The 21,207-nt window shown below is 61.4% G+C and carries 18 protein-coding genes; 12 read left to right on the forward strand and 6 right to left on the reverse strand.

Features of this window, described 5'->3' with window-relative positions; translation table 11 throughout:
• Positions 1 to 105: 105 nt before the first annotated feature.
• From J3P85_RS06300 to J3P85_RS06310, 3 genes are all read right to left on the reverse strand, one after another.
• Positions 106 to 2,157 carry a putative bifunctional diguanylate cyclase/phosphodiesterase gene (locus J3P85_RS06300; RefSeq protein WP_186709167.1) on the reverse strand — a complete coding sequence of 684 codons (2,052 nt, stop codon included), beginning with the start codon at positions 2,155 to 2,157 and terminating at the stop codon, positions 106 to 108.
• A 295-nt stretch (positions 2,158 to 2,452) separates the two neighbouring features.
• The gene (locus tag J3P85_RS06305; RefSeq protein ID WP_434705233.1) at positions 2,453 to 3,049 is read right to left on the reverse strand and encodes a superoxide dismutase; all 597 of its coding nucleotides are present in this window, start codon (positions 3,047 to 3,049) and stop codon (positions 2,453 to 2,455) included.
• Between the two features lie 176 nt (positions 3,050 to 3,225).
• On the reverse strand, positions 3,226 to 3,828 hold the full coding sequence (locus J3P85_RS06310) for a LysE/ArgO family amino acid transporter (RefSeq protein WP_434705234.1): 603 nt from the start codon (positions 3,826 to 3,828) through the stop codon (positions 3,226 to 3,228).
• Between the two features lie 96 nt (positions 3,829 to 3,924).
• Between J3P85_RS06310 and J3P85_RS06315 the strand changes: the two genes are divergently transcribed.
• The 4 genes from J3P85_RS06315 to J3P85_RS06330 all read left to right on the forward strand — a co-directional run bounded on the left by J3P85_RS06315 (position 3,925) and on the right by J3P85_RS06330 (position 7,907).
• Positions 3,925 to 4,818, forward strand: a complete 894-nt coding sequence (locus J3P85_RS06315; protein WP_434705235.1) for a LysR family transcriptional regulator ArgP — start codon at positions 3,925 to 3,927, stop codon at positions 4,816 to 4,818.
• A gap of 56 nt (positions 4,819 to 4,874) precedes the next feature.
• Positions 4,875 to 5,867 (forward strand): NAD-dependent epimerase/dehydratase family protein, encoded by a 993-nt coding sequence (locus J3P85_RS06320; protein ID WP_434705236.1) that lies wholly within the window; start codon positions 4,875 to 4,877, stop codon positions 5,865 to 5,867.
• A gap of 106 nt (positions 5,868 to 5,973) precedes the next feature.
• Positions 5,974 to 6,855 carry an ATPase gene (locus J3P85_RS06325; RefSeq protein WP_434705237.1) on the forward strand — a complete coding sequence of 294 codons (882 nt, stop codon included), beginning with the start codon at positions 5,974 to 5,976 and terminating at the stop codon, positions 6,853 to 6,855.
• Between the two features lie 209 nt (positions 6,856 to 7,064).
• The gene (locus tag J3P85_RS06330) at positions 7,065 to 7,907 is read left to right on the forward strand and encodes a cache domain-containing protein (RefSeq protein WP_434705238.1); all 843 of its coding nucleotides are present in this window, start codon (positions 7,065 to 7,067) and stop codon (positions 7,905 to 7,907) included.
• Positions 7,908 to 8,892: 985 nt separating this feature from the next.
• On the opposite strand, the gene rapA is transcribed toward J3P85_RS06330, so the two are convergent.
• Positions 8,893 to 11,739, reverse strand: a complete 2,847-nt coding sequence (gene rapA / locus J3P85_RS06335) for an RNA polymerase-associated protein RapA (RefSeq protein WP_434705239.1) — start codon at positions 11,737 to 11,739, stop codon at positions 8,893 to 8,895.
• Positions 11,740 to 11,968: 229 nt separating this feature from the next.
• On the opposite strand from rapA, the gene J3P85_RS06340 reads away from it, so the two are divergent.
• The 3 genes from J3P85_RS06340 to ccoM all read left to right on the forward strand — a co-directional run bounded on the left by J3P85_RS06340 (position 11,969) and on the right by ccoM (position 12,828).
• Positions 11,969 to 12,310: an aspartate-semialdehyde dehydrogenase gene (locus J3P85_RS06340; RefSeq protein ID WP_434705240.1), complete on the forward strand. Its 342-nt coding sequence runs from the start codon at positions 11,969 to 11,971 to the stop codon at positions 12,308 to 12,310.
• A gap of 95 nt (positions 12,311 to 12,405) precedes the next feature.
• Positions 12,406 to 12,567, forward strand: a complete 162-nt coding sequence (locus tag J3P85_RS06345) for a hypothetical protein (protein WP_003184513.1) — start codon at positions 12,406 to 12,408, stop codon at positions 12,565 to 12,567.
• Between the two features lie 144 nt (positions 12,568 to 12,711).
• Positions 12,712 to 12,828 carry a cytochrome c oxidase subunit CcoM gene (ccoM, locus tag J3P85_RS06350; RefSeq protein WP_025212288.1) on the forward strand — a complete coding sequence of 39 codons (117 nt, stop codon included), beginning with the start codon at positions 12,712 to 12,714 and terminating at the stop codon, positions 12,826 to 12,828.
• Between the two features lie 252 nt (positions 12,829 to 13,080).
• Here ccoM and J3P85_RS06355 read toward each other — a convergent pair whose 3' ends face one another.
• Together J3P85_RS06355 and J3P85_RS06360 are read right to left on the reverse strand one after the other, a co-directional pair.
• Positions 13,081 to 14,556 carry an inorganic phosphate transporter gene (locus J3P85_RS06355; RefSeq protein WP_186704480.1) on the reverse strand — a complete coding sequence of 492 codons (1,476 nt, stop codon included), beginning with the start codon at positions 14,554 to 14,556 and terminating at the stop codon, positions 13,081 to 13,083.
• 365 nt (positions 14,557 to 14,921) lie between these two features.
• The gene (locus J3P85_RS06360) at positions 14,922 to 15,122 is read right to left on the reverse strand and encodes a hypothetical protein (protein WP_003184509.1); all 201 of its coding nucleotides are present in this window, start codon (positions 15,120 to 15,122) and stop codon (positions 14,922 to 14,924) included.
• 568 nt (positions 15,123 to 15,690) lie between these two features.
• On the opposite strand from J3P85_RS06360, the gene pcaR reads away from it, so the two are divergent.
• From pcaR to pcaF, 5 genes are all read left to right on the forward strand, one after another.
• The gene (pcaR, locus tag J3P85_RS06365; protein WP_434705241.1) at positions 15,691 to 16,533 is read left to right on the forward strand and encodes a pca regulon transcriptional regulator PcaR; all 843 of its coding nucleotides are present in this window, start codon (positions 15,691 to 15,693) and stop codon (positions 16,531 to 16,533) included.
• A gap of 140 nt (positions 16,534 to 16,673) precedes the next feature.
• Entirely contained in the window at positions 16,674 to 18,020 is a 1,347-nt protein-coding gene (locus tag J3P85_RS06370; RefSeq protein WP_434705242.1) for an MFS transporter, read from the forward strand.
• A gap of 312 nt (positions 18,021 to 18,332) precedes the next feature.
• Positions 18,333 to 19,193: a CoA transferase subunit A gene (locus J3P85_RS06375; protein ID WP_434705243.1), complete on the forward strand. Its 861-nt coding sequence runs from the start codon at positions 18,333 to 18,335 to the stop codon at positions 19,191 to 19,193.
• A complete protein-coding gene (locus J3P85_RS06380; protein ID WP_181290317.1) occupies positions 19,190 to 19,969 on the forward strand; it encodes a CoA-transferase subunit beta in 780 nt (259 codons plus the stop codon). The genes J3P85_RS06375 and J3P85_RS06380 overlap by 4 nt, the downstream gene beginning before the upstream one ends.
• The gene (gene pcaF, locus J3P85_RS06385; RefSeq protein ID WP_434705244.1) at positions 19,966 to 21,171 is read left to right on the forward strand and encodes a 3-oxoadipyl-CoA thiolase; all 1,206 of its coding nucleotides are present in this window, start codon (positions 19,966 to 19,968) and stop codon (positions 21,169 to 21,171) included. The genes J3P85_RS06380 and pcaF overlap by 4 nt, the downstream gene beginning before the upstream one ends.
• The last annotated feature ends 36 nt before the right edge of the window (positions 21,172 to 21,207 follow it).

The following is a 21,207-nucleotide window of genomic DNA, read 5'->3' on the forward strand; positions in this document are numbered from 1 at the left end:
TAAAGGGTTATGGTTGTAAATATTTCTTGTTTAATGATGCAGATCACCGCCTTTCGGCGGCGTCTGTAGGCGCTTTCCCGCGAAGCGAGGCGCTTGGGAAAGAAATCAGATAATGGAAACCTTGCTGCGCTCGGCCTGCTTCAGGTAAATGCCCAACTCCCGCGCCGGCAGCGGTTTGCTGTAGTAGTACCCCTGACCTTCGTGGCAGCCCTCGGCGATGATGTAGGCCTCCTGCTCCACCGTCTCGACGCCCTCGGCAATGACCTGCATCCCCAGGCTCTTGCCCAACTGGATGATGGCCCGGACGATGGTCGCGTCGTCCTCGTCGTCGAGCAGGTCCTGGACGAAGCTCTTGTCGATCTTGATCTTGTCCAGCGGCAGGCTCTTGAGGTAGCTCAGGGACGAATAGCCGGTGCCGAAGTCATCGATGGCAATCAGTGCCCCGGAGCGGCGCAGGCTCAGCAAGTGCTGGGCCGCGGTGGTGATGTCTTCCATCAGGCCGGTCTCGGTGACTTCCAGTTCCAGGCTGCGCGGCGGCAGCCGGTACATCTGCAGGAGATTGTTCACCACCCGCGGCAGCTCGGCGTGGTGCAGTTGCACCGTCGACAGGTTGACCGCCATGCGCAGGTCGAGGAAACCCTGGTCGTGCCATTCGCGCAATTGCCTGCACGCCTGGTCCAGCACCCATTCGCCGATAGCGATGATGGTGCCGTTCTGTTCGGCCAGGGGAATGAACAAGTCCGGCGGCACCAGGCCGTGCTCGGGATGGTGCCAGCGAATCAAGGCTTCGGTGCCTACTATCCGCAGGTCGCGGTAGCTGATCTGCGGTTGGTACACCAGGCTGAACTGCTCGCGGGCAAGGGCCTCGCGCAGGTCTTTTTCCAGTTCGCGACGGCGGCGCATCTCGCTGTCGACGCTGGCGATGTAGAACTGGTAGCGATTGCGCGAGCGGCTCTTGGCCAGGGTCATGGTCTGCTCGGCTTTCTGCAACAGTTTCTCGGTGCTGTCACCGTCTTCGGGGAAGAGGGTGATGCCGATAGTGGCCCGCAGGCGGATCTGCTGATCATCGATGGCGAACGGCGCTTCCAGGTCATCGAGGATGCTCTGGGCCAGCTCGGCGGCCTCGTAGGGCTGCTCGATGTCGGCTTGGACCAGGGCGAACTGGTCGCCCCCCAATCGCGCCAGCGCACCGAGCCGGCCGCTGTGGGCCCGCAGCCGATCCGCCAGGGCCAGCAGCAACTGGTCGCCGGTCTGATAGCTGAACTGCTCGTTGATGCCCTTGAAGTCATCCAACCCCACACACAGCACCGCCACCCGACGTTGCAGGCGCCCGGCGTCCACCAGGATCTTGTCCAGTTGCTGTTGCAGTTGCTGGCGGTTGGGCAGGCCGGTGAGAAAGTCGTACTGGGCCATGCGCAGCAGGCTGTTTTCCGCTTCGTGGCGCAGGTGCGTGTTGCGTTCGATGGATTCGAGCAGTTGGTTGGCCGTGTTTATCCATAGGCCCAGCTCGTTTTGTTCGTGGCCGCGCAGCTGCGGGATCTTGTGGGCGCTGGGGCGATCGGGGTTGATTTCGGTCAGGTGCTCGATGATCCGCGACAACGGCTTGGTCAGCAGCCAGTGATAGACCAGGTACAGCACCAAGCCCATGGCCAGGGCCCGCAGCATCCCGGAGATAAAGATGATCACCGAGCTGACGATGAAACCCTCGCCGTAGGTGGCAGTGTCGAGGGTGATGCTCAGGTCGCCGTAATATTCGCTGTAGGGCCCGCGTCCCACCAGTTGCGTGGTGAAGGTGCGCTCTTTGCCCAGGATCAGGTCGGTCAGCCAGCGGCTGTCGGAGTGCTTCAAGGGCCGGGCTTTTTCGGCGAGCATGGTTTCGCGGGGGTGGCCGATGGAAGCCATGCGTACGGCTTCGTCCTGGAACAGGCCCTCGATCACCTGCATGCCCATTTCCCGGTCCAGGCTGTAGACGGCCTGGGTCGAAGGGTCGCGGAACATGTCGAGGATACGTTGGGCGTCAGTGGCGACGGCCTGGTTGGTTTTGTAGGCATCGAACACGATCTGGGCGCAGCTCAAGACCACACCAACGATCAATGCCGAGAGGAGCACGACCCGGAGCAACTTCACAGACAAGCTGTTCTTGAGTTCCAGCTTCAAAGAGTGGTTCCTTGTTCCGTGCGGGTAGCGTCAAGTTGCCATGAGTATTGGCAATCCTGTGATGTCAGTCAAAGGGACAATCAAACACAAGGGTTTTCGCTTGAAACCTGACCGGTATACGTTTTTTCCAGAGTGATTGCTCTACGACCATTGTGTCGGTTGAAAGGCACCGCAACTTGAGGCCCGCCGGGATTTTTTCTTGCATTCCAGACGCGAGGTGTCTTGTCTGCGATCATTTTTCGCCGTGCAAAAAAAACCCGGCATGGCGCCGGGTTTCTTTGGTCTGGCATCGAGCTTAGGCAGTGAAGGCTTTACCTTCGAACTGCTCGGCGACGAATTTCCAGTTGACCAGGTTCCAGAACGCTTCGACGTATTTCGGACGAACGTTGCGGTAGTCGATGTAGTAGGCGTGTTCCCACACGTCGCAGGTCAACAGCGGGGTGTCGCCGTTGGTCAGTGGGTTGCCGGCGCCGATGGTGCTGGCCAGGGCCAGGGAACCGTCAGCCTTTTTCACCAGCCAGCCCCAGCCGGAACCGAAGGTGCCGATGGACGTCTTGCTGAACTCTTCCTTGAACTTGTCGAACGAACCGAAGGCTGCATTGATGGCTTCAGCCAGCGCGCCGGTCGGTGCGCCGCCGCCGTTAGGCGACAGGCAGTTCCAGTAGAAGGTGTGGTTCCAGACCTGAGCGGCGTTGTTGAAGATACCGCCCGAGGAAGTCTTGACGATTTCTTCCAGGGTCTTGCCTTCGAACTCGGTGCCAGGCACCAGGTTGTTCAGGTTCACGACATAGGTGTTGTGGTGCTTGTCGTGGTGGTATTCCAGAGTCTCTTTGGAGATGTGCGGCTGCAGTGCATCGTGTGGATAGGGCAGCGGCGGCAATTCGAAAGCCATGGTGATTCTCCTAATCAGGTCAGGTTGCGGTGAGCGCAAGGCCGATCACGGGCGGCCAGACTAGCGCCGGGGAGTTTGTACTCTTTGCGGCGCAGGAGTCGGATCATAGCACCGGGGGTGCGGCATAACCACGCAACAACTGTGTGGAATAGAGGTTCCAGAGCGGTTTGGAATAATCAGCCGGTGACGATCAATTGCATCGCCACGGTAAACATCATCACCGCTACCAAGAGGTCCAGGATCCGCCAAGTGCTTGGGCGGGCCAGCCACGGTGCCAGCCATGCCGCGCCGATGGCCAGGGTGAGGAACCAGAGCAGCGAGGCACTGGCCGCCCCTATCACGTAGGCGCCGGGCACGCTCTGCTGGGCGCCGAGGGAACCGATCAGCAGCACCGTGTCGAGGTAGACGTGGGGGTTGAGCAGCGTCACCGCCAGCGCGCTGAGCAACACCGCCCGCAGCGAGCGTACGGCGTGGTTCTCACTTTGCTTCAGGCTCTGCTTCGAGCAGGCCCGGCGCAAGGCCTGGCTGGCGTACCAGAGCAGGAACGCCGCACCGCCCCAGCGGGCAATCGACAGCAGCAACGGACTCTGGGCCAGCAAGGTCGCCAGGCCGAAAACCCCGGCGGCGACCAACAGGGCATCGCAGGTAATGCACAGTGCCGCTACCGGCAAGTGATGCTCGCGGCGTAGGCTCTGGGCCAATACGAACGCATTCTGGGCGCCGATGGCCATGATCAGCCCGAGGGCCACCACGAGCCCGTTCACATAGCTTTGCCACATTTTTTTATCCCCCGGTCAGTTGCTGTCGCTGGTCATTTTCCCGGGAAGGGCTGTATAAGAAAAACCAATATTGCTGATTGCCCATTAGGATTACTGATGTTCGACTACAAATTGCTCTCTGCCCTGGCCGCCGTGGTCGAGCAGGCCGGTTTCGAGCGCGCAGCCCAGGTGCTGGGTTTGTCGCAGTCGGCCATTTCCCAACGAATCAAGTTGCTGGAGGCGCGTGCCGGCCAGCCCGTCCTGGTGCGGGCCACGCCGCCGGTGCCGACGGAAATCGGCCGTCGGCTGCTCAACCACGTGCAACAGGTGCGGCTGCTCGAGCGTGACCTGCAAAGCCTGGTGCCGGCGCTGGATGAAGAGGGCCTGCCGGAGCGTCTGCGCATCGCCTTGAACGCCGACAGTTTGGCGACCTGGTGGGCCGCTGCCGTGGGCGATTTCTGCGCCGACCAACACCTGTTGCTCGACTTGGTGGTGGAGGACCAGACCGTTGGCCTCAAGCGCATGCGCGCCGGTGAAGTGGCGGCCTGTGTCTGCGCCAGCGAACGCCCGGTGGCGGGCGCCCGCAGTGTATTGCTGGGGGCGATGCGTTACCGGGCGTTGGCCAGCCCGGCCTTCATCGCCCGGCATTTTCCCGACGGCGTGCGAGCCGATCGACTGGCCCGTACGCCAGCCTTGGTGTTTGGTCCGGATGATTTCCTGCAACACCGCTACCTCGCGTCCGTGGGCGTGGAGGGCGGTTTCGAGCATCATCTGTGCCCCTCGTCCGAAGGTTTCATCCGTCTCGCTGAAGCGGGACTGGGCTGGGGGCTGGTGCCGGAGCTGCAAGTGCGCGAACAGCTGGAACGAGGCGTGCTGGTGGAATTGTTGGCAGATAAACCGATCGATGTGCCGCTGTACTGGCATCATTGGCGCAATGGTGGGCAGTTGCTCGGCTTATTGACCGAGCGACTGATCGCAGCGGCAAGCAGCACGCTGCAAGCAGTCGGTTAAAGCCCTTGGCTTGAAGCTTGAGGCTTGTAGCTCGAATCTGATTTTTAGGAGCATGCATGAAGATTTTGGTCACCGGCGCGAGCGGCTTCATTGGCGGGCGCTTTGCGCGTTTCGCCCTGGAGCAGGGCCTGGATGTGCGGGTCACCGGTCGCCGGGCCGAGAGTGTGGAGCACCTGGTGCGGCGCGGTGCGCAATTCGTCCAAGGGGACTTGAGCGACCCGCTGCTGGCCCGCGACCTGTGCCTGGATGTCGAGGCCGTGGTGCATTGCGCCGGTTCCGTTGGGCTGTGGGGCCGCTACCAGGATTTCCACCAAGGCAACGTTCAGGTCACGGAAAATGTCGTCGAGGCCTGCCTCAAGCAGAAGGTGCGTCGCCTGGTTCATCTGTCCTCGCCGTCCATTTACTTTGATGGCCGTGACCACCTCGGGTTGACCGAAGAACAGGTGCCCAAGCGCTTCAAGCATCCTTATGCCGCCACCAAGTACCTGGCCGAGCAGAAAGTCTTCGGCGCCCAGGAGTTCGGCCTCGAAGTGCTGGCCCTGCGCCCGCGTTTCGTGACGGGTGCCGGTGATATGAGCATTTTCCCGCGCCTGTTGAAAATGCAGCGCAAGGGGCGCCTGGCCATTGTCGGCAACGGCTTGAACAAGGTGGATTTCACCAGCGTGCAGAACCTCAACGAAGCGTTGCTCAGCAGCCTGCTGGCTACCGATTCCGCCTTGGGCAAGGCCTACAACATCAGCAACGGCGCACCGGTCCCGTTGTGGGATGTGGTCAATTATGTGATGCGCCAGATGGAAGTCCCACAGGTCCGACGTTATCGTTCCTACGGCTTGGCTTACGGCGTCGCGGCCCTGAATGAAGGGGTCTGCAAGCTTTGGCCGGGCCGCCCCGAACCGACGCTGTCGCGCCTGGGCATGCAGGTCATGAACAAAAATTTCACCCTGGACATCAGCCGGGCCCGGCATTATCTCGATTACGATCCGCAAGTCAGCTTGTGGACGGCCCTGGATGAATTTTGCGCTTGGTGGACGGTCCAAAACGCCCGCTGATCGGCCCGCCATGAACCGAGTGCCCGGTTCGGGGTCAATCGGTGCGGCGGGCGACGGGGTTATACTCGCCGCATCAAGCCATTACCGGTTTCCCAAAGGTCGAACCATGCCCATGCGTAACGATGCCAACGACGACTTCGATGATGTACCGAGCCTGCGGATGCGGGCCGACATTCCCGATGACGATGATTTCCTGCCCAACCGCCAGTCGCCCCACGTGCAAGCGCGCCCGGCGCCGGCCGCCGCGGCGAAGGTCAAGGTCAAGGGGCCCAGCACCGGGCCGCTGTGGGCATTGGTCGGCGCGCTGCTGTGTGCGTTCGGTTTCCTGGCCTGGTGGAGCTTCCAGCAGATCTCCCTGATGGAGCAGCAATTGGTGGCGACTCAGGAAAGCTTCGCCCGGATCAGTGAAGATGCGGCGGGGCGCTTGCAGGACATTTCCGGCAAGGTGGTCGCCGGGCAGTCCAATGTCATGAGTGACAGTGAAGCCTTGAAATTGCAGATCAAACAGTTGGACAACAAGCTGCAGGAGCAGGCCCGGCAATTCGACGGCAAGCTGCAGGAGCAGTACCGGCAGCAACAAGCCACGTTCGGTCCGTCCGCCGACCTGGACAAGGAACTGGCCCAGCTCATTGCCCAGGCTTCTGACCAGCAGAACACCAACACTCAACTGCAAGCTTCCAACAAGGAGCTCCAAGCCCAGGTCAAGGCGCTGGCCGCTGAAGTGACCGCCTTGAAGAATCAAGGCGAGGGTGGTGCCCTGGATGCCCAGCTCAAGAGCATCGGTGCCGACATCACCGCCCTGAAAAGAGCCACCTCCAACTCTGCCATCGAGCGCCTGGAACAGGACGTGATCGTGCTCAAGAGTCAGCAGGATAATAGCAACACCGCCGAGTTCGACGCCTTCCGCGGGCAGGTCACCCGCAACATCAATACCTTGCAAGCGCAGATCCAGCATTTGCAGCAGCAACTCAGCGCTCGGGCTCAATAGTCGGTGGGCGTTTGTTCGCGATAGCGGAGCATCCCGGCGCATCCTTCTGAATGTGCCGCCGCCATCGCGAGCAAGCTCGCTCGCGATAGCGCCATTTCAGTCGATATCAATCCCCACTGACTCGACTCCCCAGCAATCCCCTGAATACTCCAACATTACCCCACGCCGTCTACGCTCTTGAAACACCAACAAGAACGAGGGGCGCACCCATGGGTTTTTTTCACAGGATGGCCTGGCTGGGCGCAATGCTCATGCTGGGGATGGCCCAGGCCCAGGCGGCCACTGCGGACGATGGCCACGCGGCCCGGGCGCTGCTGGAAAAGGCCCTGGCCTATTACCATGACCATGGCGACAAAGCCTTTGCCGCCTTCAGCCGCCAAGGGGAATTTGTCGATAAGGATCGTTATGTGTTCGTGGTCGATACCCAGGGTGTGATGCTTGCCAGCGGCGGACCTTCCTCGGCGTTGATCGGGCGGGACGTGTCCGAAGTGCTGGGGCCGGATTTGCGCAAAGCCTTCAAGGACGCCTTGAAAACTCCCGAGGCCAGCGGCATTCAGCAAGCCGAGTACCGTTGGCAGAACTGGGCAGACGGCAAGGTCGAGCGCAAGCATGTGTATTTCCAGCGTGTTGGTGAGCGAATCCTGGCCGTCGGTTATTACTTGCCGCGTGCTTCAGCCGAACAGGCCCGGGCACTGCTGGACAAGGCCTCGAGTGACCTGCTGAAAAACGAGAAAGCCACGCTGACGGCAGTCAACTCTCTGAAGGGCGGGTATCTGCAGGATGATTTGTATGTCTTTGTCGTTGACCTCGATACCCGGCGCTATGTGGGCCATGGCACCAACCTGCGTTTGATCAATACCGACTTCGCCAAGGTCAAGGATCCGGATGGCAAACCGGTGGGGGAGCCGATCCTGGCCATGATCGGCAAGCAGGATGTGGGGGAGTATGAGTATCGTTGGAAGAATCCGGTGACTGGGAAGGTTGAGGACAAGCATGCTTATCTGAAGAAGGTTGGGCATTTTCTGGTGGCGGTGGGGTATTACAGTCCTTGAGGCTGGGGCTGGGGCTGGGGCTGGGGCTGGGTTTTGGGTTTTGGGTTTTGGGTGTATATCCGTTTCTTAGGTAACGGCCACTGGCGGTTCCGCCCTTACGGCGGGTCACTTTTGGAAGAGCCGGGAGCCGGACCAGCCAAAAGTAACCAAAAGCGCTTTGCCCCACCACTCGGTGCCTCGCTTAGGCTCGGCATGCCCTCTCTCCGGCATTGCTCCGTGGGCCGCCGCGAAGGGCCATCCATGGCCCAGCGCGGCTATCCCGGCATCCATGCCGGGATGCCCACTCCACAATGCCTGCGTTCGGCCATCGTGGTTAACGGGGCGCTCAGATCAAGATCAAGATCAAGATCCAAAGCAAGAGCAAAAGCGGGGCACATGCCTGCATTTATTTGGCTGAGCCACCGCTATCGCGAGCAAGTCCGCTCCCACAATGGGCCGCAGTGAACAGAAAACTCATGAACACCCAAGATCCCCTGTGGGAGCGAGCTTGCTCGCGAAGAGGCCGGCCCATCCAACATCACCGCAAACTGACACACCGCTATCGCGAGCAAGCTCGCTCCCACAATGGGCCGCAGTGAACACAAAACTCATGAACACCCAAGATCCCCTGTGGGAGCGAGCCTGCTCGCGAAGAGGCCGGCCCATCCAACATCACCGCAAACTGACACACCGCTATCGCGAGCAAGCTCGCTCCCACAATGGGCCGCAGTGAACACAAAACTCATGAACACCCAAAATCCCCTGTGGGAGCGAGCCTGCTCGCGAAGAGGCCGGCACATCCAACATCACCGCAAACTGACCCACCGCCTTCGCGAGCAGGCTCGCTCCCACATTAGGGGAAACGCGATCACCCTGACCAGGTCGGCTATCAGGCCGCCTCGCGGCGGCGCTGTAAAAGCGGAACCGCCAGCGGCCGTTACCGAAAAAACGGATATACACCCGATAAAAGCACCACAGCGGAACCTATATCGGGACCCAGCCAAACTCAGCCCGCCACCAACACCCGAATCGCCTCCAAACGCAACGCCGCCTTCTCAAGCATCGCCAAGCCTTGCTCCCGCTGTTGGCGCAGGGCCACCAGTTCGCTGTCGCGCACGGTCGGGTTGACCGCTTGCAGGGCGGTCAGGCGTGCCAGTTCCTCGTCGGTATCGGCCGCCAGGCGGCGCTGGGCCTCGGCCACGCGCTCGGCGTGACGCGGGGCGATCTTCTCTTCGCCGGCATTGATACGAGGCGTGAGCTGGTCGCGCTGGGCCTGGATGAACTTGTTGGCGCTGGCGCGCGGCACGCTTTCGAGCTGGTCGTTCAGGGTTTCGAACGAGACCCGGGCGGCCAGGTCGTTGCCGTTGGCGTCCAACAGGCAGCGCAGGGCGGCCGGCGGCAGGTAGCGGCCCAGTTGCAGCGAGCGCGGCGCAACCACCTCACTGACGTAGAGCAGCTCCAGCAACACGGTGCCGGGCTTGAGCGCCTTGTTCTTGATCAGCGCCACGGCGGTGTTGCCCATGGAGCCGGACAGCACCAGGTCCATGCCACCTTGCACCATCGGGTGCTCCCAGGTGATGAACTGCATGTCTTCGCGCGACAGCGCCTGGTTGCGGTCATAGGTGATGGTCACGCCCTCGTCGTCGCCCAGCGGGAAGCTGGCGTCGAGCATTTTTTCGCTCGGCTTGAGGATCAGCGCGTTTTCAGAATGGTCTTCGCTGTCGATACCAAAGGCGTCGAACAGGGTTTCCATGTAGATCGGCAAGGCAAACTGGTCATCCTGCTCGAGAATGGCTTCCACCAGCGCATCGCCTTCACCGGCGCCGCCGGAGTTGAGCTCCAGCAAACGGTCGCGACCGGTGTGCAGCTCGGCCTCCAGGCGCTCGCGTTCGGTACGGGCCTCGTCGATCAGAGCCTGCCATTGGCCATCATCGGCCTCCTCCAGCAAGGGCAGCAGGCGCGGGCCGAACTGGTGCTGCAAGGCGTTGCCGGTCGGGCAGGTGTTGAGGAAGGCATTCAGGGCTTCGTGATACCACTGGAACAGCCGCGCCTGGGGGCTGGTTTCCAGGTAGGGCGCATGCAGCTCGATGGTGTGCTTCTGGCCGATCCGGTCCAGACGACCGATACGTTGCTCCAGCAGGTCCGGGTGCGCCGGCAGATCGAACAGCACCAAATGATGGGCAAACTGGAAGTTGCGCCCCTCACTGCCGATTTCCGAACAGATCAGTACCTGGGCACCAAACTCTTCGTCGGCGAAATAGGCCGCCGCGCGGTCGCGCTCCAGGATATTCATGCCTTCGTGGAACACCGTGGCCGGGATGCCGGAGCGCACGCGCAGGGCGTCTTCCAGGTCCATGGCGGTTTCGGCGTGGGCACAGATCACCAGCACTTTGGTGCGCTTGAGCATCTTCAGGGTGTCGATCAGCCATTCGACCCGCGGGTCGAAACGCCACCAGCGTTCTTCTTCGCTGGCGTCCGGCTGGGCCTGGAAGCTGACTTCCGGGTACAGCTCGGGGTGATCGCCCAAGGGCAGTTCGAGGTACTCGGCCGGGCACGGCAGCGGGTAGGCGTGCAGCTTGCGCTCGGGGAAGCCCTGCACGGCGGCGCGGGTGTTGCGGAACAGCACGCGACCGGTACCGTGGCGATCCAGCAATTCACGCACCAGGCGGGCACTGGCTTCGACATCGCCATCATTGACGGCGGTCAGCAATGCTTCGCCTTCGTTCCCCAGGAAACCCTGGATGGTCTTGTGGGCTTCGGGCGAGAGGCGGCCTTTGTCCAGCAGCTCCTGCACGGCTTCGGCCACCGGGCGATAATTTTCGCTCTCGGCGCGGAAGGCCTTGAGGTCATGGAAACGGTTCGGGTCCAGCAGGCGCAGGCGGGCGAAATGGCTGTCCTGACCCAGTTGTTCCGGGGTCGCGGTCAGCAGCAGCACGCCCGGGATGGTTTCGGCAAGCTGCTCGACCAGGGCGTACTGCGGGCTAACCTGGTCTTCGTGCCACACCAGGTGATGGGCTTCGTCGACCACCAGCAGGTCCCAGCCGGCGGCGAACAGCGCGTCCTGGGCCTTTTCGTCGTCCACCAGCCACTCCAGCGCCACCAGGGCCAATTGGGTGTCTTCGAACGGGTTGCTGGCATCGCTTTCGATGAAGCGCTCTTCGTCGAACAGCGCGACCTGGAGGTTGAAGCGCCGACGCATTTCCACCAGCCACTGGTGCTGGAGGTTTTCCGGCACCAGGATCAGGACGCGGTTGGCACGGCCGGACAGCAACTGGCGATGGATGACCAGGCCGGCTTCGATGGTCTTGCCCAGGCCCACTTCGTCGGCCAGCAATACCCGCGGCGCAATGCGGTCGGCCACTTCACGGGCAATATGCAGTTGGTGGGCGATCGGCTGGGCACGTACGCCACCCAGGCCCCACAGGGAAGACTGTAGCTGGCGGCTGGTGTGTTCCAAGGTGTGATAGCGCAGGGAGAACCAGGCCAGCGGGTCGATCTGGCCGGCGAACAGACGGTCGCTGGCCAGGCGGAACTGGATAAAATTCGACAGTTGGGTCTCGGGCAGGGTGACCACTTCGTTCTGCTCGTTGAGACCGTGGTAGACCAGCAGCCCATCGACGTCATCGACTTCGCGCACGGTCATTTTCCAGCCTTCGAAGTGAGTGATCACATCGCCCGGCGAAAACCGTACACGGGTAAGTGGCGCATTCCGTAGCGCGTACTGGCGAGTGTCGCCAGTGGCCGGATAGAGCACGGTCAACAAGCGGCCGTCCTGTGCCAGAACGGTGCCTAAACCCAGCTCGGCTTCGCTGTCACTGATCCAGCGTTGCCCCGGTTGATACTGCTGCGCCATGCTGCCTGACTCCCGCCTTGAAAAAGCCGGTTATCTTAACGGAAGGATCCTTCATACCAAAGGATTTACGTACGCTGATTCGTCGCGATGCCACGGAACTTATGCTTGCCCGGCGATCAAACAAGCTCGGCCCTGGTCATCGCCGCAATTGCCAACTGGGTCACAAGTTTTGGACCGGCGGTTCAAGCTGCCACTTTAGCCGCCGACAACCTGAAGACAGGAGAACCTTATGTTGCCACCCATACTCCCTTTGAGCGTTGTACCCATCACCGCTCAACAGGATCCGGTTCGCCAGCGACCGGACATACCGCCCGTGGTCCCGGTGCAGCAAAGCTCCAACGAAAGCACCATCGACCTGCAAAACCGCGACCCGGAAGAGGCCGCGCTGCTGTTGCGCGAGGAGCAGCAGCGCCAGCAGGAGCGCGAGCGCCGCCGCCGCGAGGCCGATGAAGACCCTGAAGAGCACCTGGCCGTACCGGGTACCGAACTCAACGCCGACAATACCGTGCCGGTGGTGCCGCTGATCGACGAAGAGCCGCGCCAAGGCCTGTGGGTCGATATCCAGATCTGATCCTGGGTGTCTGGCCGCATTCACAGGCTGGTCAACGCCGCCAACAGCCCGCATCATGGGCGCATCCGCAATTCACTGCACGATGCCCACACGCCATGAGCCAAGACGACAAGCTGATCGACCTCAGTGCCGAGCGCGCCAAGCGCGTTCACGACCTCAACGAAAAACGCCTCAATGAAGTCCGCCAGGCTTTCGAACAGGCCATGCCGTTGGGCAAGCCCAAGAAAAAGCCGAAGAACAAGCCGAAAAAGCGCTGAACCCCCTCGATCCATTGATGCAGATCAGTTATTTCCCCACCTTTATGCCCCGTCGCGGGCGTTATTGACCCCGGTCAATTTTCATCCAGGCCTGATTGGTTACCTTGAACCCATCGCAACAGGGGCAAGACCAGGAGGCCAGTCATGTTTTTCGATAATGTGGTGTTTGCCGGGGTGTTGACGGTCGGCCTCATGTTCGTGTTTTTCGCAGGTTTTGGATTATTCATCTGGAAAGACGCACACAAGCGGAAAAAACCGTAGGTCTTTCTGGCTACAACGGGCACGCAAGGCATTTTGGGCGACTTCGGTCGCCCTTTTTTTTGGCAAATTTTCCCGGTTCCACACAAAGCCATTGTGGGAGCGAGCTTGCTCGCGATAGCGGTATGCCTGTAGATATATAGCTGACTGACCCACCGCCATCGCGAGCAAGCTCGCTCCCACAGGGGGCTGGTGATCGGGCATAAAAAAAGGTGCGACCCGCAAGGGTCGCACCTTTTTTGTGAGCCGCTGGAATCAGCTGCCGATGGCCTTGGACGCCAGCCAGAACAGCGCCGCCGACAGCGCCACCGTCGCTGGCAGGGTCAGTACCCAGGCCAGCAGGATGGTGCGTACGGTGCCGCCTTGCAGGCCGCTCTTGTTAGCGACCATGGTGCCCGCCACGCCGGAAGACAGCACGTGAGTAGTGGAAACCGGCAGGCTGAAGATATTCGCCGCGCCGATCATGCACGCGGTGGTGATCTGCGCCGACATACCCTGCGCATAGGTCATGCCTTGTTTGCCGATCTTCTCGCCGATGGTCAGCACCACACGCTTCCAGCCGACCATGGTGCCCAGGCCCAGTGCCAGTGCGACTGCCAGGATCACCCAGAACGGGGCGTACTCGGTGGTGGCGGTCAGGTCCTTGCGCAGCTTGTTCAAGTCATCTTTTTCGCGAGCTGCCAAGCCTGGCAACTTGCCTACCTTCTTCGCCGTGTCGTCCAGGCAGAGCAGGTAGCGACGAACCTCGATGCGTCGTTCCGACGGCAGCGAATGGTAGTCCGCCACGCCTTTGAGCGTGTCGAGCAGGGCATTGATGGTCGGCTCGGTCTGCTGCGGGTTGCAGCGGAATTTCTCGGGCAGGTCGCCGTTCACGCTTTTGCCCAGCGCCAGGTATTCACCCAGGGACTCGTGGTTGCGTTGGTAGAACTGGCTCAGGTGCAAGGTTGCGTCACGGGTCCGCTCGATCTGGTAGGTGGTGCTGCCCAGATCCAGTACGAACTGCGCCGGCACGATACCGATCAGCACCAGCATGATCAGGCCGATACCTTTCTGGCCATCGTTGGAGCCGTGGACAAAGCTGACGGCCATGGCCGAGATCACCAGCACCAGGCGGTTCCAGAACGGCGGGTGCTTCTTGTCGTCGATCTGGCGGCGCTGTTCCGGCGTCTTGTGCATCTTCGACAGCGGACGCCACCATTTCAGGCCGATCAGCACCAGGGCGGCGATCAGGAAACCGGCCATGGGCGAGAACACCAGGGAAGCGCCGATATCGATCGCCTTCTGCCAGTTCACCCCGTCGGCCAACGGGATATCGTTGATCAGCGCGTTGGCCAGGCCCACGCCGAGGATCGAACCGATCAATGTGTGGGAACTGGATGCCGGGATACCGAAGTACCAGGTGCCCAGGTTCCAGGTGATGGCCGCTGCGAGCAGCGAAAACACCATGGCCAGCCCGTGTCCGGTGTTCACATTGATCAGCAGCTCCACGGGCAACAGGTGAACGATGGCGTACGCCACCCCCACGCCGCCCAGCAACACGCCGAGAAAGTTGAACACACCGGAAAAGAACACCGCCAGGTGGGGCGGCATGGCTTTGGTGTAGATAACAGTGGCAACCGCGTTAGCGGTGTCATGAAAGCCGTTGATGAACTCGAAGGCGAGGACAAAAGCCAGGGCGAGCAAGAGGCTCACAAGCACCCAAGCATCCAGTCCGCTGAATAAATCGATCATGAAGGTTTTCTGACCCGGTCATAAGGGGGCGCGATTATGCCAGAAAACCTCGGTAATCGATGCACTGCCTGCTCATCGGTAACATTCTTCAACGAAAATAATTGTAGGACAGCCTCAAGCGCCAGGTTTGCCGCGGGTTGCGTAACCCTTTGAATCAGGGGCGCAAAGCACACTTGGCCAGAATCACGGCAAGCTGAATGATGCCGTGAGCGGTTGTATGAAATTTCTGAAAAGGAGGTCGGCCATGACCCTTCCGGACCGTCGGGCAGGAGCGGATGGCGGCCCGCTCATGGCGGGCGTGCGCTACGGATTCCAGCCTGGGTGGCGGCCGGAAACCTCTTCACAGGAACCTCGGGCGCTGAGCGTCACTGCTCTTCGGCTTTGAGTTCCTTTTCCATTTTCTGGAGTTCTTGGGTGAAGGCCTGGTCCTGAACGGTGGCGCGCTTACGCCAGGGTTTGCGTTCCGGTTCAGGTTGCGCGGCGTAGGTGGTGACTTCCCCGCCGTAAACTTCCTTGTAACGTTGTTCCTGGCGCTCAAGTTCCGCGCGCAGTTCGTCTTTCGTCACAGTTTTACCTAAATTAATTGAAGTTGAATCTGGTGATACGCACTGCATGTGGACATGCAGACGGCCACGGCACCAGAGCTGACAGCTGACGTAGCATCAGGGCTTCGCGTTGTTGCCAAACAGGGGAAGCGACCCTTACGGCGCTTCGGGCACCAGGTAATGACCACGGCGCCTGCGTACGGGAACGGTCGATTGGCCGTACCGTCACTGTTTTGCATTATAGCGGCCCAGCCGAATAACACTATCGGGAAAATTAAAAGGTGCTGTTGTTGTGTGAACTCATGTTTGTATGTGCAACTTGTATCACCGCGTGAAGAAGGTCGGCGAGTACCGCTATCCAGATGCCGTTCACGCCGACAAGTTCAATTTGCCCACGCCTTCACGCCAAACTCGAGTCATTGTTTGCTGCAACTTAACTCAAACGTGTTCGCAGCGGGAGCCATTCGATAGCGGACCCGATTGCGATTATCGGTCGGCGGTTCGATAATCGAACGCTCTCGGCCGGAGGCCCTTGCTTGCCCATCGGGCAGCCGCTTGAATAGCCGTCATTCCCGGGGAAGGATCAGACATGAACGACCAAATGCGCAATGCCTTCACTTCTGTCGCGCCACCGATCGTCGCCTCGCCGGCCAAGCGGATCCAGGCCCTGACCGGTGATCCCGACTTCATGACGTCCCTGGCCCGTGGCTTGGCCGTGGTCCAGGCCTTCCAGGAGCGCAAGCGGCACCTGACCATCGCCCAGATCAGCCATCGCACGGAAATTCCCCGCGCCGCTGTCAGGCGTTGCCTGCACACCTTGATCAAGCTGGGCTACGCCACCACGGACGGGCGCACCTATTCGCTGCTGCCCAAAGTGTTGACCCTCGGTCACGCCTATCTGTCTTCCACACCCTTGGCCGTTTCTGCCCAGCCGTACCTGGACCGCATGAGCGAGCAACTGCACGAAGCCTGCAACATGGCCACGCTCGAAGGCGACGACATTCTCTATATCGCCCGCTCCGCGACCACCCAGCGCCTGATTTCGGTGGACCTGTCGGTGGGCGGGCGCCTGCCAGCCTATTGCACCTCCATGGGCAGGATTCTCCTGGCGGCCCTGGATGATGCGTCGTTGCGCGACTACCTCGACCACGCCGACCTGCAGGCCAAGACCAGCCGCACCTTGCACACACCTGAAGCGTTGCTCGAGTGCCTGCAACAGGTGCGGCAGCAGGGCTGGTGCATCGTCGACCAGGAACTGGAACAGGGGCTGCGTTCGATTGCCGTACCGGTGTACGACGCTTCCGGTCAAGTAGTGGCCGCGCTAAACGTCAGTACCCATGCCGGGCGGGTCAGCCGCAACGAGTTGGAGCAACGCTTCCTGCCTGGCCTGCTGGGGGCCAGTCGCGACCTGAGCGCGCAGCTGTTCACTTAAGCTGTTCGATAAACGCACACAGTCGGCGGCGATGAATTGACGGTGTTTGCCCGGCCTCATTAATGTCGCGCAGCGTCATCCGGCGTGTGTCGCCGGGTCTCCGTTCGTCCGCCTGCGTTTTCGCTTGGAATAAAAATAAAATGAACCAGCCCCAGACTTCCGTAGGCAATTGCCTCGATGTGCAGTCCTTCATCAATACCCAGCCCATATCGCGTTATCAGTGGCGGGTGGTGATTCTGTGTTTCCTGATTGTATTCCTCGACGGCCTCGATACGGCCGCGATGGGTTTCATCGCCCCAGCGTTGTCCCAGGATTGGGGTATCGATCGCGCCAGCCTCGGCCCGGTAATGAGTGCCGCGCTGATCGGGATGGTGTTCGGCGCACTGGGTTCAGGGCCGTTGGCTGACCGCTTCGGGCGAAAAGTCGTACTGGTGGGCGCGGTCGTGCTGTTCGGCGCGTTCAGCCTGGCCTCGGCCTACAGCACCAACGTCGATCAATTGCTGGTATTGCGGTTCTTGACCGGCCTGGGCTTGGGCGCCGGGATGCCGAACGCCACCACCTTACTCTCGGAGTACACCCCGGAACGCAAGAAATCGCTGTTGGTGACGAGCATGTTCTGTGGCTTCAACCTGGGCATGGCGGGCGGCGGGTTCATCTCCGCCAAGTTGATCCCGGCCTTCGGTTGGCACAGCCTGCTGCTGATCGGCGGGGTGCTGCCGTTGATCCTGGCGGTCGTGTTGCTGTTCTGGCTGCCGGAGTCGGCGCGTTACCTGGTGGTGCACAACCGCGGCACCGACAAAGTGCGCAAGACCCTGGCGCCGATCGAGCCGCACACGGTTGCCCAAGCGGCGAGCTTCAGCGTACCGGAACAGAAAACCGTCAAAGCCCGTAACGTGCTGGCGGTGATTTTCTCCGGCACCTACAGCGCCGGCACCTTGCTGCTGTGGCTGACCTATTTCATGGGCCTGGTGATTGTCTATCTGTTGACCAGTTGGCTGCCGACCTTGATGCGCGACAGCGGCGCGAGCATGGAGCAGGCCGCGTTTATCGGCGCGTTGTTCCAATTCGGCGGCGTGTTGAGCGCTGTGTTTGTCGGTTGGGCGATGGACCGGTTCAATCCACACAAGGTCATCGGCCTTTTCTATCTGATGGCCGGGGTGTTTGCCTACGCGGTGGGGCAGAGCCTGGGCAACATCACCGTGCTCGCCACCCTGGTGCTGGTGGCCGGCATGTGCGTCAACGGCGCGCAATCGGCGATGCCTTCCCTGGCGGCGCGTTTCTACCCGACCCAGGGCCGGGCCACCGGGGTCTCGTGGATGCTGGGCATCGGCCGTTTCGGGGCGATCCTCGGCGCCTGGATGGGCGCCACACTGCTGGGGCTGGGCTGGAACTTCGAACAGGTCCTGACGGCGCTGGTTATTCCTGCGGCCCTGGCGACCACGGCGGTGGTGATCAAGGGCATGGTCAGTCATGCGGATGCGACCTGAGCTGTTCACCTGCACGAAACCCTGAGTCCACACCTGTGGCGAGGGAGCTTGCTCCCGCTGGGGCGCGAAGCGGCCCTCTATATTAGGGCTGCTACGCAGCCCAGCGGGAGCAAGCTCCCTCGCCACGGTTTCCACTTGTTTTCGATGTGAGGGCAAATCGATAGCCAAACAACAATCTGTTCGATAAACGAACACTCAGTCGATTATCGGATTGTTTTGCCGTCATCCCGAAGCTTAATCTTCAGTCACTCCGGCGCTTAACCTCGCGCCTTTTTCTTCATGTCGGTCTACTGGATAACGGGAGCCTGCCCCATGGCTGAAATCCTTTCGCTGCACGACGCGGTGAAGCAATTCGTCAATGACGGCGATACCGTCGCGCTCGAAGGCTTCACTCACCTGATTCCTACGGCGGCGGGTCATGAAATCATTCGTCAGGGCAAGAAAGATCTGACCCTGGTGCGCATGACGCCTGACCTGATCTATGACCAGTTGATCGGCGCCGGTTGTGCTCGCAAGTTGATTTTCTCCTGGGGCGGCAACCCTGGCGTCGGGTCGTTGCACCGCTTGCGCGATGCCGTGGAGAAGCAATGGCCGCACCCGCTGGAGATCGAGGAACACAGCCACGCCGACCTGGCCAATGCCTACGTCGCCGGCGCTTCCGGCCTGCCGTTTGCAGTGTTGCGGGCCTACGCCGGTTCTGACCTGCCGAAGGTCAACCCGCTGATCAAGAGCGTGACCTGTCCCTTCACCGGTGAAGTCTTGGCCGCGGTGCCTTCGGTGCGCCCGGACGTCACGGTGATCCATGCCCAGAAAGCCGACCGCAAGGGTAACGTGTTGTTATGGGGCATCCTCGGTGTGCAGAAAGAAGCTGCCCTGGCCGCCAAGCGTTGCATCGTCACCGTGGAAGAAATCGTCGACGACCTGAACGCGCCGATGAACGCCTGCGTGCTGCCGACCTGGGCGTTGAGCGCCGTGTGCCATGTCCCCGGCGGTGCCCATCCGTCCTACGCCCACGGCTACACCGAGCGTGACAACCGTTTCTACCAGGCGTGGGACCCGATCGCCCGGGACCGTGAGACCTTTATCGCATGGATCAACGAATACATTCACGGCACTCGAGATTTCAGTGAATTCCAGGCCCGGCTGGCAGCCGCTTCGCAGGTGAAACCATGAACTACTCCACCAACGAAATGATGACCGTCGCCGCGGCGCGTCGCTTGAAGAACAATGCCGTGTGCTTCGTCGGCATCGGCCTGCCGTCGAAAGCGGCCAACCTGGCGCGGCTGACCTCGTCGCCGGACGTCGTGCTGATCTACGAATCGGGTCCGATCGGTGCCAAGCCCAGCGTACTGCCGCTGTCCATCGGCGACGGTGAGCTGGCGGAAACCGCGGACACTGTCGTACCGACCGGTGAGATTTTTCGCTACTGGCTGCAGGGCGGGCGTATCGATGTCGGTTTCCTTGGCGCGGCCCAGGTCGACCGTTTTGGCAACATCAACACCACGGTGGTGGGCGACTACCATCAGCCGAAAGTCCGCTTGCCGGGTGCCGGTGGCGCGCCGGAAATCGCCGGTTCCGCCAAAAGCGTGTTGATCATCCTCAAGCAGTCGGCGCGTTCGTTTGTCGACAAGCTGGATTTCATCACCTCGGTGGGCCATGGCGAAGGCGGTGATTCGCGCAAGCGTCTTGGCCTGCCGGGAGCGGGGCCCGTGGGCATCATCACCGATTTGTGCATCATGGAACCGGAAGCCGGCAGCCATGAATTCGTGGTCACCGCGCTGCACCCCGGCGTGACCCGCGAGCAAGTCATTGCGGCCACCGGGTGGGCGATCCGTTTCGCCGACCAGGTGCAAACCACCGCCGAGCCGACCGAAGTGGAGCTGCGCGCACTGCGCGACTTGGAAGCTCGCACCGCGGCGGCCCACGGCCAGGCACCGGGAGAAGCTTGATGCGCGACGTGTATATCTGTGATGCGATTCGAACCCCGATCGGTCGGTTTGGCGGCGGTTTGTCTGCCGTGCGCGCCGATGACCTGGCCGCTGTGCCGATCAAGGCGCTGATGGAACGCAATCCATCGGTGGACTGGAATGCGGTGGATGAGGTGTTCCTCGGCTGTGCCAACCAGGCCGGTGAAGACAACCGCAACGTGGCGCGCATGGCGCTGCTGTTGGCGGGCCTGCCGCAGAGCATTCCCGGCGTGACCCTCAATCGCCTTTGCGCCTCGGGCATGGACGCCATCGGCACCGCGTTCCGCGCCATTGCCAGCGGTGAGATGGAACTGGCCATCGCTGGCGGCGTGGAGTCGATGTCTCGGGCGCCGTTCGTGATGGGCAAGGCCGACGCCGCGTTTTCCCGCAACATGAAGCTGGAAGACACCACCATCGGCTGGCGTTTCATCAACCCATTGATGAAAGCCCAGTACGGCGTGGACGCGATGCCGCAGACCGCCGATAACGTGGCCGATGACTACGCCGTGTCCCGCGCCGACCAGGACGCTTTCGCCTTGCGCAGCCAACAGCGAACGGCGGCGGCCCAGGCGGCAGGTTTTTTCGCCGAAGAAATCGTGCCGGTGCGCATCACTCATAAAAAAGGCGAAACCGTGGTCGAACAGGACGAGCACCCGCGCGCCGACACCACGCTGGAAACCCTGGGCAAACTCAAACCGGTCAATGGCCCTGACAAGACCGTCACCGCCGGCAACGCTTCGGGTGTCAACGACGGCGCGGCCGCCTTGATCCTGGCGTCGGCCGAAGCGGTGAAAAAACATGGCCTGACGCCTCGGGGCAAAGTGTTGGGCATGGCCAGCGCCGGCGTCGCGCCACGGGTGATGGGCATTGGCCCGGTGCCGGCAGTGCGCAAGCTCACTGAACGTCTGGGCCTGGCGGTCGCGGATTTCGATGTGATCGAACTCAATGAAGCCTTTGCCAGCCAGGGCCTGGCGGTGCTGCGGGACTTGGGGCTGGCGGACGATGCGCCGCAGGTCAACCCGAACGGCGGCGCTATCGCCCTCGGCCATCCACTGGGCATGAGCGGGGCACGCTTGGTGATGACGGCGCTGCACCATTTGGAAAAGACCGGCGGCAAGAAAGGCCTGGCGACCATGTGCGTCGGTGTCGGCCAGGGTCTGGCATTGGCCATCGAACGCGTCTGACGCGTCGCTCTACTAATAAGAAAACCGAGGAATGCT

Origin of the sequence: Pseudomonas sp. Z1-12 (assembly GCF_051132015.1) — a bacterium.
GTDB classification, from domain to species: Bacteria; Pseudomonadota; Gammaproteobacteria; order Pseudomonadales; family Pseudomonadaceae; genus Aquipseudomonas; species Aquipseudomonas zanjanensis.